Below are 18,279 nucleotides of genomic sequence, written 5' to 3'. Positions count from 1 at the left end.
TTACAATAGTCTGCTTGATTCCTTGCCAAGTCCTGACGTGATGGCCGAGATGCGCCCCCGATTGTAGCGCTGAACCACGATAATCGGAAGGTTGAAGACAAGGGCATACAGGATCATCACCCCTCCTGCCCATGCTGGATTCCAGATGAAGAACAGCGGAGCAGGGAGAATGGAAAGCAAGTGGGTGAGTTCCGCGCGTTTCGTTTCCGCCGCAAACACCATCAGGTCCCTCGACTTCGTCCCATGCAACCCTTTTTTGCTGTATCCCTTTTTCAAAAAAATCGTGCCATCGAGAATAAGTCCCTTCCACGTTTTCACCCGGAACAAACGCTGCCACAGTTTTCCCGATTGTTCAAAAGCGAACGTCCGAAACCAGAAATGATCTTCCAGAAACCATGAAAAAGGCAGTTTCAAGCATATGGCTGAAATGGCGAGATGAAAGAACGTCCAGGCAAGTATATCGATGATAATGATCCAATGGACAGGCAGTGATACGATCATGACATCACCCCTTGTTTTAAAAGGTACAATCGTGTTGTTACTATAATGGCTATATTCGAGAAAACCAGCCTTTCCGGTAACGTCTCCAGAAAGGCTCGATCATCTTCAGGCAAGGGATGAATCCCTCTCCACAATCTGCTCCCCTACAAGCTGGCCGCTTAAGGTCACCATTGGCATTCCGCCGCCGGGGTTCACCGTTCCCCCGACAAAATAGAGGTTGTTGTACCGTTCACTCTGTTTCGGATGCTTGAACCCTTTATTCTTCTTTTTGTCTGACACAGTCCCATAAATCGCCCCGCGGTCGGAGCCATACGTGCGCCTGATATCTTCCGGCGTCCACATATCACGAGTGACAATGTTGTCACGCAAGCCATCGAGGCCCATTTTCTCCAATTTGATGAGGACCCGTTCAGCGAATTGTTCATAGTCGGCTTGAGTATACGGATTTTCATCCCGGATAAACGGAATATGAGGCAGCACTTTGATGTTTTCATGCCCTTCAGGTGCCTGTGTCGGATCGGTCTTATTGACGTTTACAAGATAAATGACCGGATCCTCCGGTAATTCACGGCGATGGAAGATCGATTCCATTTGCGCCTTCATATTTTCGGCGAAAAAGAAATTATGATGGCGCAGCTGCGGATAACTCTTCTTCACGCCGAGATGCATGACGAGACCGGAACTCGCCGGTTCAAATTTCTTTTTTAATTTTTTAATATAATGGCTGTCTTCCTCCAGCAAGCGCTCGTATACCGGAATGACTTCCATATTGGAAACAAAGTAATCCGCCGTGAGTCTGGTCCCGTCTGCCAAAACGGCTCCAGTAATTCCGCCATCCTTCTTTTCAAGCTTGACGATGGGCTTTCCAAGATGGAAGGTGACTCCCACTTCTTCCGCAAGCTTCACGAGGCCGTCGGCGAGCTTGTGCAAACCGCCGGGGACATACCATACGCCCTGGTCATGCTGCATATAGATCATCATATTCATCACGGCCGGCGCATCGTAAGGGGACGAACCGACGTACTTGATGAAATAGGAAAGCATATCACGGAACTGTTCATTGCTGATCCGCTTATCGAGGGATCTATGTACGGTCGATAACAGGTCAAAGTTCTTCAAGGCGGAGAACAGCCCCGTATGCTTCATCATCCCTCTCGTTGAATCAACACCGTGCTTGAATAAGGTTTTATCCGTCATATTATAGAGAGTCTTCGAATAATCCAGCAGCTTCTGATATTCACGAATGTCCTTTTCACTGAGAGAAGCGTTCTTCTCCCTCATGTCCTTCACATCTTCATATAAGTCTATGATATTTCCATCGGGAAAAAAGGAGCGCCATTGATGATCCAGCTTCTCAATCGGGACATAATCCTTCATGGACTTTCCGCTTGCCGCAAACAATTTCTCAAAGATATGGGGCATCGTTAAAATGGACGGGCCAAGATCAAAACCAAAGCCATCCTGATCGAGCCGGTTCAACTTTCCTCCAATGTGATCGTTTTTTTCATATAAAGAGACATCGTACCCAGCCTGTGCCAGTGAAATCGCAGCCGACACCCCGCCGAGCCCGCCTCCAATGATAAGTACCGTTTTATTTTTCAATGGTCACCGTTCCTCCTTTTCGGAAATCTTATGTGGAGCATATATGTTTTCTAAATCCGACTGTCCTTGTGCCAGTTCCATACCCATCTCCTCCTGATCCGTCTCTGGATCATCGAACTATATTCTGTTTGTTCAGACTTTTCTCAGCATCAAGTCTGTACATTCTGCCCTTATCTTATACCCTTTCTCCCTTTAAAGAAAAACGTTGGATGTGTTTTGCAGGAGGCGCTTCGACCACAGCCTTGATTTTCCCTGCGATCATTTGCCAGGCTTCTTCTGCCTTTTCTTTAGGTCCGAGATGGGTAAACGCATGGGAACAACTCCTGAATAACTCTTCTTGCACATTCACCCCTGCTGCTTTTAATTTCCCCGCGTAACATTCAGCTTCCGGCCTGAATGCATCTGACTCTGCTATGAGAATCAGGGCTGAGGCTAAGCGTCCGTTAACCTCGGCAAGGACAGGGGAAGCGAGAAGATGCCCCGCCTGTCCCTTCACGGGGAGATAGCACTTATGGATAAAATGGGCTACTCCGGGAAAGAGGGAACGCCACATGCCCGGTTCCGGCTTCTCCGCATGAGGGGTGACGAAATCCAGCATCGGGCATGAGAGCACTTGGAGGAGCGGCTGCTCGTCCCCTTTCTCTTCAAGGTAGAGACAAAGGGCTGCAGCGATATTGGCCCCTGAGCTTTGTCCGCCCACCATGACCTTCTTTGCATCAATCCCCAATTGCTCCGCTCTCCCTTTCACCCATTGTAAGATATCATAACCCTGTTCAATGGCTTTCGGAAAAGGATACTCGGGTGCTTTGCCGTATTCTACATTCAGAACCACGCATTCAGCCTGATTCGCAAGATAACGGCAATAAGGATCATCCAGCTCCTTATCATTCATGATGAACGCCCCGCCATGGAAATTGATATAAACAGGGAGCTTTTTCTGTTTTGCTGCCAAAGGATAATAGAAGGAAATGGAGGTGGGTCCGACAGATGTTTCAACGAACACATCTTTTTTCATTTTTACTTTCTGCTGAGGGATCATAGGTGTGTGTTTGGATTGATTAGTAAAGAGGCGCAGTAATTTTGCGATAATCATCGGGAACATACAAGGAACCTCCCTTTATGAAAAAGAGTATCTAGCATTCTACGAGAATGGAGCAAGTCCATCTTTCGTGTGTCTCTAACACTCTTTTCACTATTCCCTGTTTGTTCCCCGGAAAAACTAGGAAGGTTTGATATGACAGTCCGTTTGTAGAGATTCGGATTTGAAGAGATAAGGATCGTTAGGCTTTCTATTATCTAGTATTCCACAAAAAGTGGGATAACCCTTTTTTGTGGAAGCATGGGGGACGGTTCTCTTGCTTCCTTTTTTCATCTACCTGAACCACCCATTACCAACCCACTCACCCTTTGATCATTAACAAATAAAATAGAAAAAGATAACCTGCCTCAGCCTGAACAGGTTATCTTTCTCTATCCCATAACTTTAATACCCTTTTCACCAATTGCAATTCCTTATCTGAGCATCCCGACTCCCCATATCTTACCCTCTCATAAATAGGGATAATCTCCATTGGTCCATTGATTCTCTTAAACCATTCATTGATCGTTTCTGCAGGTCGCTTCTGTTTGTGTGTGCCCAGTGTCTTCTCCCATTTTTGTAGATATCTCCTTACCAGATGGATGTTACTTTGACTTTCTTTTTTAAGAGAAGGTGAATATTCTACAGATACCTCCTCATCATTTTTTGCTACAACAGGAGAAGAAGATGGTGATTTATCTTGACCTTGTTGGTTCTTACGATACTTTCTATAGACGAAATAACCTGTTATCCCTATACATAAAGCCAATAACGAAAAAAGAAGATAGTTTCTTTTATTATTACTCGTATCTTCCCCTATAAACGGAGAGAGCACAGCTTCTAGTAGGGGCTCTACTTCCGTTCCCTCCTGCGCTTCTTCGTCCAGTTCGGTATACTCCCCATTAAAATGATTCTGTCCCTTCATATCAACATCTTCATCTGTAAACAAATGATCTTTTACACTAGAAGAAAGGGTAGTAGAAAGAGAGGTCAGGGAGATGCTGATCAAACAGGCAATCAACAAAAAGAAAGCAATCGTCATCATTCTATATTTCATGCCTCTTCCCCCTCATCCCTTTAACTGTATCCAGTTGGCTTTTTTATCATCAGGCGCCGTCCCGACGATCAATACTGATGATTGTGGATTCTTATCCCTTTTAACGTGGTCAAAGAAGTGATTCGTCGATAAGAACGTCCCATTTGTATGAATGAATGCAGTGGCTTTAAATACTTTCTTTATTTGTTGCATATTAGAAAGATTCTCAACTTTTAATATGCCATTTTTATGGGACGCATAATTTACATAGAATTCGATATTGCAGCCTTCTTTTATCAGGAGTGAACATAACGCTACTGAATATTCAATAAGCGACTCCATATCTTTTCTGATAAAAAAATTACCGTTTCCAACAAAATTCAGCAGTACGGAATAGACATTCCCCTGTACCTTTTCATATTTTTTAGCCACTATTTTATTTTCCTTTGCAGTAGCCAGCCAGTGAATATGTCGAAAGCTCTCATTTTCATATTCTTTTGTGCCGATAATGCTCAGTTCATCCTTATAGAAAGAGTAATGGGATGATTGATTACCAGAAACAATCGAGCGGAAATGAAGCTTATTTAATGACTGGAACGGAGGATATATTTCAAATACCGGGAAGCCCTCACTCGCATATTCAAGTCGATAGGAGAGGAGGGGAAAGGGGTCAGCCACGATGATCTCAAAATTGGACCATGTATGAAGCCCTCTTCCTTTGGCTCTCATTCTTACAGGAATCGTCTTCTTTGACCTTGGAGGTAAATCAACGACTACTTTGTGGATGGTGGACTCACTCCCATCCGATTGAAGAAACACAAAGCTCTGATCATTCTCACTTTCCATCATGAGCTGCATGCGGTATATGGGAAAAAAGGAATCATTCGCTAGTTCAATGTAGAATTCCTCTTCATCCCCAACACTCGACGCAAGCGTATACCTTTTAAATTCCCATCGGATTTTTTTATGTATGTAGTGTAGGTAAACCCTGCCGATTGCCATTAAAATGAGAAATAACGCTAATAAAAACGAGAGGATACTGAATTCAAAAAAACTGGTGATAAGAAATAAAATGACAACGAATAGTAGAAAATGAGGCGAAGAAACAAAAGACTGATCGACTTCCGCTCTCATTTATGCCTCCACCGGAACGGTGACCCCATCCATAATTTCCTGAATAATATGGCCTTTCGTCGCCTTGACTTCTCCTTCTACATTCAATACGATCCGGTGACCCAGTAGAGGTTGAGACAAAGCCTTAATATCTTCAGGAGTACAATAGTCCCTGCCGTGAATATAGGCCCGAGCCTGGATGGCCCTCATGAATGCCAATGATCCCCTTGGACTCACTCCAATGTCTACATATTTATGCTTTCGAGTGGATTGGATAATGTCTAACAAATAATCCTCCATATCATCTGAAACAAGTACTTTCTTTACTTCTTCCTTCATATTCAGGACTTCCCCTACACTGATCACACGATCGATTGAGTCCATTGGATTTTTCAGCCTAAATCGTTTAAGCATCATTTTCTCAAGTTGAGGAGAAGGATAGCCTTGTTTAATCGTTAACAAAAATCGATCTAATTGGGCATCCGGCAAAGGAAATGTTCCTGTTGCATCAAACGGATTCTGAGTGGCGATGACGATGAATGGTTGGGGGAGGGGTGAAGTGACTCCACCCAATGTCACATTCTTCTCCTCCATCAATTCCAATAAGGCCGATTGGGTACGCGGCACGGCCCGATTAATTTCATCGATTAATAAGACGTTACTAAACACCGGCCCTTTACGGGTCTTAAAATCACTTTCCTTCATATCAAAGTACTCCTGGCCAAGGATATCCGATGGCAAAGTATCCGGTGTAAATTGCAGGCGGCTGAATGTTCCCTCTATACTTTTCGAGAAGCACTTTGCCATAGTCGTTTTCCCTGTTCCAGGTACGTCTTCAAGTAAAATATGACCATCACTTAACAAGGCGATCATCATTAATTCAATTTCGTTTTCTTTATCCACCATGACTTGTGAAATATTCTCTTTCATTTTCTGAAGCATATATATTCTCCTTTGAGTGAGATTATAGTAGTCAGTATAAGTATAACAAAAAATCCCAATATTTTATCCGTTTTATGGTTAAGTGAGCACAGGGACGGTTCTCCTGCTTCCATTTCACTTACCAACACCTCATACACTTCAAACTATCCCATTCCCTCCCCTTTTTCCTCATCTACCCGTGAGCCAAGGGACCTTTCCCCACGGCCCACTTTAATACGCCATTCAATCAGAATTCAAAGGCATGAAAACACTTGAACTTTCATCTATATAAATTAGACTTAAAGTAATAACCATATAGAGAGGAGAAGCATATGTGCAAAAGAAAACCTTCACATTCAAACTGTCCGAGAACGGATATTATGAGCTCCTCAAATACATGCCCTACTTTAGAAAAGTTCACTTGTTTGGAATCATAGGCGTGTTCTTGATTTCCACAGTATTCTTTTTGTATTGGAATCACGAATTTCAAGAATCAGCAAATACATCTTCCCCAGTGATGTTCGCATTTATATTGCAAGTGATGTTCCCAGCTCTATTGGCGTTCGGTTTATCCCTTGTCGTACACTTTCTGTTGTATCTCTACTTTCGCTTCAGGATCCATGTTTTCCTAAAAAAATCAGCCCACCGTTTAAAAGAGAAATACCAGCCAGCAAACGATGAGGAATACGTGATAGTGTTTGATCAGGATCAAAATGCCTTCTTACTTGGAAATCGACAACATAGGATTGGTCAGAATTTAAAAGTGGTATCCACTTCTAGACATCTTCTTTTTTATGATGGGGATGGGAAGTCTCAGGAGAAGTTTTATATTCCTAAGGATGGGGATATAGAACATGAGGAAAATGTAGCTTATATGACGGATTACTTAAAGAAAACCTCTGGGATAAAGTACGAAGAAAAAGGAAAAAGTCCGTCGTGATTGTTTCAATGACGGACTTTTCCTTTTGCAAGTGTATGTTTCTCTTTGTGTAAAAAATAGTGTCTGCCCCTTGAACGGTATCGTTTTTCTATGTTTAGCGGTCAGACACCCATTCATGTATAAGATTTTATTCCGTTAAGTGTTGAATAGCATAATCCGCTTCCTCTTGAGTAAACTGTTCGCCGTATTCAGAAACGAGTTGGTCTCTTATCGCTTCTGGTGCCATGGCCATGGAGTCTTGATAACTCTTTGCTTTTTCCAAAGCGTTCTTTTTAAAATCGGCTTTCATTGTATCAATTGCATATTGTGCTTCTTCCGCAGTGAACTGTTCACCGTGCTCTGAAACGAGCTGATCATAGATGCCTTGTTTTGACATGTACATCGTATCAGAGTAAGATTCCGCCTTTTTAAATGCGTTGTCCTTCCAATCATATTCAAGCTTTTCCATGGCATATGCAGCCGCTTCCTCGGAAAACTTTTCTCCAAACTCTGAAACTAATTGGTTATGAATCGCCGCTTTGGACATATTCATGATCTCAGCGTATGTTTCCGCTTTTGTCAAAGCGGATGCATGTTCTGCGGGGACGTCATCTTCCACTTTTGTTTCTTCTTTTTTGGGTTCCTCTGTTTTGGGCTGTTCTGTTTTAGGCTCCTCTTTTTTAGGTTCCTCTTTTTTCTCTTCTGACTTTTTCGGCTTAACTGCCACGGGTTCGGTGGCTTCTGATTTGACTTCCTTTTCCTTCGTATCAACCGTCTCAGTATCATCTCCACCACCAACAGCTGCTGCAACAATCAGAATCGCAATGACCCAGACCCACCACTTTTTATAGAACGGTTTTTTCTTTTTTGGTGATTCCCCCACTAGCTGTACCCCCTCCATATAGTAAGCTTACATAAGTAGTATATTTCCTTAATTTTCAAACATGCTGGGAATCAAGGGGATAGGTTACTTGGCTTCTTTGGCCTCAAAAAAAAAAAAACAGCATCCGGGACCGAATGCTGTTTTTTACTTTCACTTCAAATTGACACTTACTAACCTACTCATAACAATTTTTTTGATAAACTAATTAAAATTCCCTTTGATTGTAATTAGTTTTGTTTTTCAAGTTTAACCTTTGTAGTCGTCCCCAAAGCAGAAACCTCATAACTTAATACTCCATCTTGGTATGTCATTGTTTTAGTATCATCCGAAGATGCAAGCATAGCATTTTCCGTTTTAGTATGGTCATTTTCTGAATCCCAAGTATAAGGTTCGTCTGCAGTTGTTGGAGCGGTAAAAGAGCCAGCCCAATAAAGAGATTTTGTGTCGCCGTTATCGCTTACCCAGTAGATTTCAATCGTATCATTATTGATTGTAGCAGCTTGATAAGCGTCTGAGGATTTACTATTTGTTTGTTTCCACTCACCTGTTAACTCAGGTATTTGCTTTGAGGTTTTTTCGCTGTTTTCTGAACTTGTTGAACTACACCCAGCAAATAAACCTGTAAGCACTGTTACAAAAAGGGCAATGAATATCGTTTTTTTCATTTTTCGCATCCTCCTACTATTAATTTATCTAGTCATTTTCTGCCTCGAAATGCGACTTCCAATTGATCTTCTGGAGTTAGCCGTGGACGGTCCCTCTGTATGAGTAAAACAGATTCCGCCCCCACTCACTCCCTAGCTTCCCTGGTACCCTCCACCGTTCATAAACGACTTCAACTCTTCCAGATTCTCACCGTCCATCAGATAAGTCACTCCAAATGTTTCGCCTTGTCCACTATGATTTAAAGCAATGTCTAAATCATGGACAATTCTCTTCATATACATATATGAATAATTCAAATCCAGACTGGCAGGCCTCCAATCACTCACGGCTGTTTGAGCTTCTGTCTCCCCTCCCGTGTCGTCTATATGGGCCGTTCTTACATACTGAAGATGCCCGATCGTGGCGGCAAGCAATCTAATATTTAGCAAGTCGCTTGATTTAGGTTTATCCTGAAACCTTAGGAATTCATCAACCTCATTGGATACTTTTTGTGACTTTAAATACCAATCATATTCCTTGTCAAACCCAGCTTCGACCAGAGAATCGTCCATAGGCTCATCCAAAATTCTCTTCAAGCTTTCAACGACTCTAACGGCTTCTTCCTTATTTTCCATGAAGTTTTCCTTCATCTCAGTCTGAGCTTCTTCTTCTATAGACTTAAATGACTTCACTTCTACATTCGCTTCCTTTTCAACGGTCTTTTTTGGTTCAGATGTTTCTTCTGCTGAACAACCGACCAATACTGTGCCGATTAACATGGAAGCGGCATATTTCTTGATTTTCACCAAACTAACTTCCCCCTATACTTCTTTTCCATTTGACATAAAACATAAATTTTAAAGGTCAAACAAGGACAATCCCACGCTTCTCCTTAAAAAGTAAGGATGGTTAGGGTAGAGTGGAATAAGCCCCCACTTGCTACTACGGATCCTCGGTCAAGATACCTGCTCCGTGGTAATTTTTTGGCCATAGTTGCTTTACTCAGTATCCTCTTTAAGGTTATTAACCATTGATAATATCTTTTGATGCATTTCCTTATTTCCCGCCCCAGGTACCATCTGCAATGCACCCATTCTATATCTATCATGATAACCTTCCTGAAAATACCTCATCGCTTCCACAGAATCATCGCTAGTCGGTGTCAGAATATACACTTCACGGACAGCTCTTCCCCCTGTTTCCCTATGAACGATTCCATCCCGGTACTTGTGCATTTCACCAAGGGCGGTACCAAGGTTCCCGGGTACCCGGTATTTTGGATCGAATACGATAATTTCTTTTTCACATTCTAAAACGATATCCGGAATCATCCTTTGGGTATAAGTGTAGAATTCTTTTGAATTGTACCGATAGTTCCGTTGAAAATAGAGGGACTTTCCATCTCGCAGCCTTATCCTGCTTTCTTTGTTTTGGGCTAGGTCGATAAAGATTCCACTTTCAGTCGTCTTGTATAACCCCTTGGTTTCCTCAACTAGATTAAGCTCCCTCAATATCCCGACGATTTTCATGAAGCACCACATCTCATATAATTGAAACGTGTCCTTCATGGCAACGGGATAATCAAAGCCGATGCCTTCCCTGTCATGCTTGTATAACTGCTCAAACCACTTATACCACTGTCGGTAAATGGGGTGTTTCCTGAATTTCTGGGTGATGGAGTACGTCCCTTGATGCATGGAAACTTCCTGTAGAAAAGGAGAGTTGATCCACCTTCTTATCAACGAATGAAACGTTTCCGCTTTCTTGGAAATGTCCGCTCTTTCCACTTTCATGTATGTCCTAAGGAGAGTAGTCAAGTCAAACAGCTGCTTCTTCAAGACCTGATTTTCATACACGTCCACTGTCTCAAACGTTTTGGTCGTCTCGACATTGAGGGGAATAGTTTCACCGTACCCTCTCTTATCCAGCCAGTTCAACGTCGTATGTGCAACACGTTGTACCCTCTCCCTTTTCTGAACATTCGGAAGTTTGACGAGCCTGCTGAATGGCTGTTTCTCGATACGGTCAAAAATCTGACGTAGAGGTTGCATGGACCTTTCAATGTAAATCCACTGCGTCCAGGAGGCTCCCCGGCTCTTACCGGATACAGAGACCTCCCTCTCCAATCCGCTCAATTGAAAACAGCTGTTGCTTTCCTCTAATATCTCCTCAATCATCACATCAAATTGCTGTTCTGATAGTTTACGGGAATCAGGATAAATGAATGTTTCATATTCCTTACCATTGAGAAATACTTTCACCGATCCGCTCTGGAAGGGAGTCACGAGTGTCGTAAAGAAACGGCCCCCCTCCTTGTGAAAAAGTATCGGTATCCCCTGTATCCTTAATTCGATTTCAGTCCCCTCATACCGCAGTTTGTATTCCGTAGCCTCGGTTAAATAGGCTTCTTCAAAAGAAATCCATCCCTCCGAAGACATCCATATTTCCAATGATTTATCTCCAGAATTGAGTGGCGCCATAGTACTCCAACTCCTCTTGCATCCGTTTCACATGCTGCAAGGAGACGGAGCTGTCTTCCAGTTTGGCAGGCAACCAGCGATTCAGTTCATTAAGCATTTCCGATATTCGTTCGTCACCGCGGATCTTCGTCAACACCTTTTCGGCAATCACGCCATCCAGTGCTTCCATCGGATCCATTGCATGACCCGCTCCCAGCTGATGATTCGCATAGAGCTTCTGAAGCATCTCCCCCATGGTCCTATAGCCAAAATGAAGTTCATACGCTGTCAATGTAGCATGTAACTCTTTCAAGAGAAGGAATTCCCCGCAAAGTGAATCTTTCAAATCCTGGTCCACCCTTTTCCAGAAGGAAGTAAAGTCCACATCCGATAATGTCATGACAAACGCACGGTCCAGCACTTTATCCGATATGGAATGAGTAGTTTCGTCAATGTTGATGGTCCCTAGTATATAAACATTAGGCGGTATGATTAGTTTTTGAGGGACATCCGTTATATGCTCATCCTGATGAAGTGGGATTTCCTTTCTTGACTCCACCGCACTTAGATAATCACTCAAATAGTACTCCACCCTGGCCAGGTTCATTTCATCCAGTAGAATGAAATGTGGCTTTTCCCGTTCCTTCAATGCATTCAGTATCACTTTCAAGAATTCCGTTTTCACATAACGTTTCTCGAATGAACTGTAGTACCCGAACAAGGAACTGGCATCAGTCCAGTCGGGTCGAACTGGTATGATGCTGAAATAGGGATTTTCACTTTCATACTCCAGCCCATATACAGCATTGGCGTATAATCGGCAAAGCTGTGTTTTCCCAGTCCCGGAAATTCCGCTTAGTATAACAAAATGTTTGTCATCAAGCGCAGTCAGATTCAAGTGCAGATCCCTTACAATCGATTTGGAAAAAGTAAATTGACTGTTATCGATCATGTCATGGATTTCTGCGAACCTGAAATTAGGCTCAAGTGTTTCTGTTTCGGAAAGCTCATTTTCTCCTTCCATTTCCAGTTCATTGTTTACACTATCAGAAGGAAGCTCCACCGTTTTTCGTGCATGGGCAAACAGAAGAGCTGCATCAATAAAGTTCTTCTTGACCTGATGAGCCCCTTCAATGAAGGTTTCGCTATCGTTGTCATATGTGCCTACACAATAAGAAGCATCCTCCACCTGTATCCCATGTTCCTGAAGCAAGCGCATGGCTTCCGCCTTGATTTCATGGTTATCCATACTCTGAGTGGCAAATAACTTCTTGATCCACCACTCCTTTGTACCATCGGCCAAAATCTCACGTACATTGGTGAAAATCTGATTACCTCCTGCCACCCTAACGACAATTGTTTGGAATGGTGAGTTTTTGTCATGATAATCAAGATAGTCAATATTACCTTTCGTAATCATTTGATCTCCATCATTGATTTGAAAAGATTGTCTCTTACCTTGATATTTAAGGTTTTCAACAGAAGAAATCTCTACAGAATAAGGTCGTCTAAGCAGTTGGGTTTCTTCAATATCACGTATGGAAGACAATTGTTTTAATGCAGTCCAAGCCCTTTGTCCTGTTTTTATTTCCATATTGATGAATTCCCTGAATTCGCTCAACCCGCCCCAGACTTCCTGTAAATATCCACTCAGTTCTTCCTCATCCAACTTTCCTTCAAGGTCCATACTCTTCCCTACTTGGAACCATGGCCTCTTTCTTGGTTTGATACAACTTTTCACAAAATCTTCAAATTCTTCTCTAGGCACTCTCGACTTTTCCTTCCATCCTGTGAAAATCGAGTACTCATCAGGAATCGAGGACAACACGTCCCGGATGACACCACTCCTGGACCAGGACCAAAAAGGTATGAGGCTTATTTCCGTATGCATCAATAACGATTGAGCAATTCCATTAAATTCTAGTGTCAAAAGATTGTATTCCTTCTCATCGGATTTCATATATAGACCCACAAAGTATTTCCTGCCCATATCAGAGTTCTTTTTCTTTTCTGCATATGTTGGATTCCGCGCATCATGATAAGTTGTCGTCAAAGTAGTATCGTAGTTACGGATGTATAACTTATCTCCCAAAGGGACTTCCTTGGAAGTAACGAATCGTTCAAATACCCTGTTTACTTGAGGAGCCACTTCATCAAGGACCCTGCGGCACCTAATTTCGGTATTGTCTTCATTGAATAATGATTGATAGTATGTAAGGTTGAGCATTGTGTTCACCCACTTATTGTTAGTTATGTTTCTAGACTAGCATATTATTGGGAGGAAAAGGGAAAGTAACGTCTTATTAGATCGAACACTCAATAAAAGCCCTTCCTAACGGAAAGGCTTTTACTTTCTATGGGCTTCAAACACCGAATCTTTAACTAGTTTTAACACCTGAGCTGGCTGTTTCTGTAAGGATTCTAACGGAATAGTTTTTACGATCTCATAATCATGTAATATTTCTATCTGTTGATTTGTAGGATTTAATAACACCTCAACATGACCAATTTGATAAGCTTGCACCTTCTTGGCAAGATCCAAAGTCCTATCATCTAAGCTTGTTCCCACTCTACTATTAAGCCGACGCAGAATCCGCCAAAGCTTAATCTCCTCCCCAGACTTCATAAACAACTCCGGAAGCTCCTCAGACTGCTCCAGCAATGACATCGTCGTCATCATATGCGACTGGATCCCATACCCAACAGGTCGAATCACCTGCTTCAAGGCTTGCCAACTCTCCACTACAAACCTCACCTTACCGTCATAAACCTTTATATCCTCAACTCTTCCATAATACTGAATCCCATTCACAGGACCCGCCTCACTACTCACTTCACCTGTCACATACAAGGCAACATACAAACTCTCCTGCCATCCCCTCTTCAAAGAAGATGAGTCCAGCTCAAAATACTTGCCCCTCTTATACTCCTGATAATCCGACCTATCACTCACCGTTCCAACAAGCACCTTCTCATCCAAAGAAGACTCCCAATGCTTCCAAGCACCAGTAGGCAGCACACCTTCCTCCTGCAGATCCTCAGGATTACTCTCCACCAATCGTTCCACTAATGTTTCTACCAGCACAGTCGAATTCGGCAAAAATGGCAGTCCACCAATGTTCACCTCATCAATGCTCTTATAAAAAGGATGCTCTAAATAAGCCTGCTCTTCATTCCAAGGAAACAACACATACGCACCAAACGAATACCGCTCATAGCTATCCCTCTCATGATGCTTCTTTACTAATGCATCTCGATAGCGATGCATCGTATTAATATCTTCTTCTAATGGACCAACCTTTTCAGCTTGATCAGTTCCGAAACCGAAATCAATCCGATACTTTGCATCAAACACATAATGATAGCGATTATGTGAATACTTCTTCTCCACCTCGAGCATGATATCCGGCTTTTGTGTAACAGTTGGTACCTTCCCTTCTCTCTTTTGAAAAGAAAGGACAATTCGCTCTCCAGTCTGAGGGTGCGTAAACACCTGCTTTGCATTAGATGTCTGGTCCAAATCAACAAATAATGCGCCATGACGAATTGCCACCACATCCTGATATTCTGGCACATACTTCGCTCGTAATATCTGCCCCATCTTCAGGTACGTCCAATACTCATAAAGCGTCGCTACATCCTTCACCGACATTTTGAAAAGCTCACCCTCAAGCATCAACCCTCTGGTCACAATTAGATAGATTTTATATGCATCCCGGTAACCAATCTTCCTCTGGATCACCATGCTTGTGACCGTTCGATCCACACTGCTAATACCTTTCCAAAAGGGTTTATTCAAATAAGCCTTCAGGGTGCCTTGCATCCCTTTTACCTTGAGCAGCAACTCTTCATCTACCTTCCGCTCATACCTACCTGATTGACTACTTACCTTAACTGCAAGATCCGCTAGTTTATGAGTTAGCCGCTCCATCATCCATTTCACGAATCGATTTTCTAACGTATCATAAGTAATGGTTTTTCGAGCATTTAACCCCTTAACAGGAAAAACAGGTTTATCGTGCAGCACAAATCCATTGTCAGCTTCCATAAACAACTGAGGATTGCTTCGTAAATGCTTACGTCCCTTGCTATCCAACCTCTTAATTCGTTCCCCTCTCACCATCTGATGCTCTGTCAACAGCTGGTGATGAGGCTGTTCCTCAATCCGTTGAATCGACTTGGTAAAGCTCTGAAAATAGAACTCTATCAATCGATAAAACTCCGACAAAGAAGGATTCTCCGATAAATGATTCGAAGCCCCTAGAAACGTCTTCTTAATAAAATGAAAAGCAAGATTATACACTTCATCATTTACTTCCTCTAGAAGCTTCCGATAATCATCCTTATAACTTAATTTTGTTGGAAAAATCTCAAGCTTCACTTCAAGCAAAGTCTTCTCATGGTGCTTAATCGAAAAGCTCGTATATCCCACTTCATTCATAAACTGCAAATTCCCCATAAGGATCGGATGATTTCCTCTACCTACTGGTTCAACCGCATTCCTCAAAACTGGATGCTCATGATAAAAAGTCAATGTTTTATCCGTCTTTGGTGATATCACAATCTGATAGACTCCATTTTCAAAGAAAATAGGTGAGAAAGACAGCCCCCGTGCTTCTTCAAGAGAATCCCTTTCCACATCATACAGTTCAACCGATCGAACGCTCTCACCGCTATAGGTAAACGCCATAACTTCTTTTTCAAGAGCAGAATGCTTCCGATACTGTGATAAACTCTCAAACCTCGCATTATACGGCATTCCCTTGATATAAAGGGAAAAATCATCAGTCTCAATAAACAGCAGCTCTTTCGTTTCCGATCCATTCATCCTTAACTACCCCAGAAGGAAGTGAAGCCATCATGCATGATTTTCGGAATCATATTAGACAGTTTTTTGGCTGATTTTGAAAATCGAGCTTCCTTCACAATCGAGGCAGCATTCATCTCATCCCACTCATGACTTGTACAGAACAAGAATAGTTTCTTCAATGTGTCCTCCGTTTTCAGGTCGTTGCCTGTTAATCTTGGAAGAATCTTTTGAACTAGCTGATAATCAAAAGCGTCATCAAACTTCATCAGTTGTCCTTCATCGTTATAAATCATATAAAAGCAGACTTCATCACGTACTCGGTAGCCGAAATGAGCCTTGATCGGTTCCAATATTGTATTTACTTCAACAAGCAGCCCAGTGACCTTTCTCACAAGATCCTCATAATCAAAAAAAGCATCCTTCAGATTTAGAAACCTCCCAGCCATTTGTTGATTGTCAATAGCTACTGGTTCAGCAATAGAATCCTTTGTTAAAAACCCAAAGTGATCTAACACGACGTCATTATATTCAATCGTATTCGCACGATCTAAAACCTTTGGACTGAACGGATGAGTCGTCTCGTCCATGTTCACTGTCCCAATAATATAGAAGTTATCTCGTAAAAGAAGTTTACCTACTTCCTCTTCCTCCACTATAGGAGCAGAAACCATTTCTCCATTCTGACGATTACGACTTTCCATCACACTCAACAAGTCACTAAAATAGTATTCTACTCGCGCTAGATTCATCTCATCTAGCAGCAAGAAATAAGGCTTGTCTCGGTTTTCAGGCAGATTCGCTTCCATTAATACTTTTGTTAACGGTCCTGCCTGGAACTCTCCTTTAATATCCCGATATCCAATTAGATCGGATCCGTCACTCCAGTCAGGTCGAACGGGGATTAGGGCAAACTGGCCGTTATCTGTGGTTGCACCGAGACTTTCGGCAAAGAGTTGGACGATTTTTGTTTTCCCTGTCCCAGAGATGCCTGAGAGGATGACGAATGGTTTTGTTTTAAGAGATAAATATAGGTTGATGATTTCTTTTCGTTCATAGTAAAAACCTTTGTTTGAGATGTAGGAGTGAATATGATCAATCCCTTGCTGGTCACTAGAAAAAGTCATAATTTCAATCCTTATATTTTCATCATTAATATCATCTGTTACCTGAAGATGATTAACGATTTCTTGAGGCAATCTATCTTTAAATTTATTTAACAATTTAGTACTAAAAGAATTTGATACTTTGTAAAAATACCCCTGCTTTACATTTCCTTTGCGATCAAACGGACCATCTTCATCCTTTCTCCATTGCTCAGGAATTTCTGCCTTATTTATAACTTGATCTAAGGTATTGAACAGAACCTTCAAGTAATTACCTTGCTCTTCCCAATTACTATGGCTAGAAAATGAAGAAGGCTTTGGCTTATCTTCTGAAGCTCTTTCTACTATACAAATAGAACGAATCGCAACATCTGAATAAGCAAATACAATATCACCAGGTTGCGCTAGCATGACATCATTATGGTGGGCAAGGGGCGTACCTTTTTTATCTGTTTTCGGTGACCATAGGAAGCCTCCTTCAATCTGAAGTTTGGCGCTTTGTCCTTGGTTTACCCACCAGAAGTTAACACTCTTAGAACTATTAAGATCTGCAAACCTAGAAACAACATTTAAATTGTTATCAATAAGTTTAAATCCTTGTAACCAAGATAAAGTATCTCCTAATCTTCTAGTTGCAACCGACTCGGTTATTGGAGTATCTGTTGTAGAACTTTTAATTGTTAAATACATAATTTCCAACAAAATATTCCTCTTAATCTGTGGCAATAACCTTCCCATGTGATCTAAAAGGTTGTATATTAACCTAAAAAAAGGTGACTTTAAGATTAATTCCCTATTATGCACAATTTGATCGGTTAGAAAGTTCATTGAATCATTAAAATGTCCTGGAAGATCCGATGTCCTATAAGATCTAATTTCAATAGTATTATTATTTTTAGCTTCAACAAATGGAAGTAACTTTAACATATAAAATACTAAGGCCTCTATTGATTTTTCATCTTTGTTATTAAAAGATATATTCCTATTTTGAATTAAATGCTCAAAATATTTTAAGAATACATTTTTCTTAATAAAGACATCACTTGTTTTATTTTGATTAATATGTAATAGAAAACCATCTGTTTTTACATCCACTTTGAATTGAGTAAAGGTGGCGATATTTACAATGTTATTTTTTGAAAAAAAGCTATCAAAAAATTGTTCAAACATTTTGTTTTGCATTTTATTACCCCTATTTCTTAATATTAA

General features: G+C 41.6%; 14 protein-coding genes. 1 reads left to right on the top strand and 13 read right to left on the bottom strand.

Translation table 11 applies throughout. The features are described 5' to 3' along the window. The 6 genes from M1J35_RS06980 to M1J35_RS06955 form a co-directional block, all read right to left on the bottom strand. A complete protein-coding gene (locus M1J35_RS06980; protein ID WP_254653180.1) occupies window positions 1–501 on the bottom strand; it encodes a glycosyl-4,4'-diaponeurosporenoate acyltransferase CrtO family protein in 501 nt (166 codons plus the stop codon). A gap of 105 nt (window positions 502–606) precedes the next feature. Then, complete coding sequence (locus tag M1J35_RS06975) at window positions 607–2,103, bottom strand: phytoene desaturase family protein (RefSeq protein WP_254653179.1); 1,497 nt, start codon at window positions 2,101–2,103, stop codon at window positions 607–609. Between the two features lie 175 nt (window positions 2,104–2,278). After that, a complete protein-coding gene (locus M1J35_RS06970; protein ID WP_254653178.1) occupies window positions 2,279–3,205 on the bottom strand; it encodes an alpha/beta hydrolase in 927 nt (308 codons plus the stop codon). Window positions 3,206–3,563: 358 nt separating this feature from the next. Then, a complete protein-coding gene (locus M1J35_RS06965; protein ID WP_254653177.1) occupies window positions 3,564–4,238 on the bottom strand; it encodes a hypothetical protein in 675 nt (224 codons plus the stop codon). Window positions 4,239–4,250: 12 nt separating this feature from the next. Continuing rightward, window positions 4,251–5,351, bottom strand: coding sequence for a DUF58 domain-containing protein (locus M1J35_RS06960; protein ID WP_254653176.1), 1,101 nt, complete (start codon window positions 5,349–5,351; stop codon window positions 4,251–4,253). Continuing rightward, window positions 5,352–6,278 (bottom strand): AAA family ATPase, encoded by a 927-nt coding sequence (locus M1J35_RS06955; RefSeq protein WP_254653696.1) that lies wholly within the window; start codon window positions 6,276–6,278, stop codon window positions 5,352–5,354. Between the two features lie 307 nt (window positions 6,279–6,585). Here M1J35_RS06955 and M1J35_RS06950 point away from each other — a divergent pair, with 307 nt between their 5' ends. Next, window positions 6,586–7,191, top strand: a complete 606-nt coding sequence (locus M1J35_RS06950) for a hypothetical protein (protein ID WP_254653175.1) — start codon at window positions 6,586–6,588, stop codon at window positions 7,189–7,191. Between the two features lie 127 nt (window positions 7,192–7,318). Here M1J35_RS06950 and M1J35_RS06945 read toward each other — a convergent pair whose 3' ends face one another. The 7 genes from M1J35_RS06945 to M1J35_RS06915 all read right to left on the bottom strand — a co-directional run bounded on the left by M1J35_RS06945 (window position 7,319) and on the right by M1J35_RS06915 (window position 18,252). After that, the gene (locus tag M1J35_RS06945; protein ID WP_254653174.1) at window positions 7,319–8,053 is read right to left on the bottom strand and encodes an Ltp family lipoprotein; all 735 of its coding nucleotides are present in this window, start codon (window positions 8,051–8,053) and stop codon (window positions 7,319–7,321) included. A gap of 227 nt (window positions 8,054–8,280) precedes the next feature. Beyond that, a complete protein-coding gene (locus tag M1J35_RS06940; protein WP_254653173.1) occupies window positions 8,281–8,718 on the bottom strand; it encodes a hypothetical protein in 438 nt (145 codons plus the stop codon). Between the two features lie 132 nt (window positions 8,719–8,850). After that, window positions 8,851–9,507 carry a hypothetical protein gene (locus M1J35_RS06935; protein ID WP_254653172.1) on the bottom strand — a complete coding sequence of 219 codons (657 nt, stop codon included), beginning with the start codon at window positions 9,505–9,507 and terminating at the stop codon, window positions 8,851–8,853. 189 nt (window positions 9,508–9,696) lie between these two features. Continuing rightward, complete coding sequence (locus M1J35_RS06930; protein WP_254653171.1) at window positions 9,697–11,178, bottom strand: DUF2357 domain-containing protein; 1,482 nt, start codon at window positions 11,176–11,178, stop codon at window positions 9,697–9,699. Continuing rightward, window positions 11,153–13,384, bottom strand: coding sequence for an McrB family protein (locus tag M1J35_RS06925; protein WP_254653170.1), 2,232 nt, complete (start codon window positions 13,382–13,384; stop codon window positions 11,153–11,155). The genes M1J35_RS06930 and M1J35_RS06925 overlap by 26 nt, the downstream gene beginning before the upstream one ends. Before the next feature lie 120 nt (window positions 13,385–13,504). After that, window positions 13,505–15,985, bottom strand: a complete 2,481-nt coding sequence (locus tag M1J35_RS06920) for a DUF2357 domain-containing protein (protein ID WP_371928713.1) — start codon at window positions 15,983–15,985, stop codon at window positions 13,505–13,507. Between the two features lie 2 nt (window positions 15,986–15,987). Next, window positions 15,988–18,252, bottom strand: coding sequence for an McrB family protein (locus tag M1J35_RS06915; RefSeq protein WP_254653169.1), 2,265 nt, complete (start codon window positions 18,250–18,252; stop codon window positions 15,988–15,990). Window positions 18,253–18,279: the final 27 nt, after the last annotated feature.

This window comes from Rossellomorea sp. KS-H15a (genome assembly GCF_024195245.1).
GTDB lineage: Bacteria > Bacillota > Bacilli > Bacillales > Bacillaceae_B > Rossellomorea > Rossellomorea vietnamensis.
This window is presented reverse-complemented; position numbering and strand designations above follow the sequence as displayed.

Coding starts and splice junctions, on each gene's coding strand:
- M1J35_RS06980 (WP_254653180.1), bottom strand. CDS start 501: ATGATCGTATCACTGCCTGTCCATTGGATCATTATCATCGATATACTT.
- M1J35_RS06970 (WP_254653178.1), bottom strand. CDS start 3,205: ATGTTCCCGATGATTATCGCAAAATTACTGCGCCTCTTTACTAATCAA.
- M1J35_RS06965 (WP_254653177.1), bottom strand. CDS start 4,238: ATGAAATATAGAATGATGACGATTGCTTTCTTTTTGTTGATTGCCTGT.
- M1J35_RS06960 (WP_254653176.1), bottom strand. CDS start 5,351: ATGAGAGCGGAAGTCGATCAGTCTTTTGTTTCTTCGCCTCATTTTCTA.
- M1J35_RS06940 (WP_254653173.1), bottom strand. CDS start 8,718: ATGAAAAAAACGATATTCATTGCCCTTTTTGTAACAGTGCTTACAGGT.
- M1J35_RS06930 (WP_254653171.1), bottom strand. CDS start 11,178: ATGGCGCCACTCAATTCTGGAGATAAATCATTGGAAATATGGATGTCT.
- M1J35_RS06925 (WP_254653170.1), bottom strand. CDS start 13,384: ATGCTCAACCTTACATACTATCAATCATTATTCAATGAAGACAATACC.
- M1J35_RS06920 (WP_371928713.1), bottom strand. CDS start 15,985: ATGAATGGATCGGAAACGAAAGAGCTGCTGTTTATTGAGACTGATGAT.
- M1J35_RS06915 (WP_254653169.1), bottom strand. CDS start 18,252: ATGCAAAACAAAATGTTTGAACAATTTTTTGATAGCTTTTTTTCAAAA.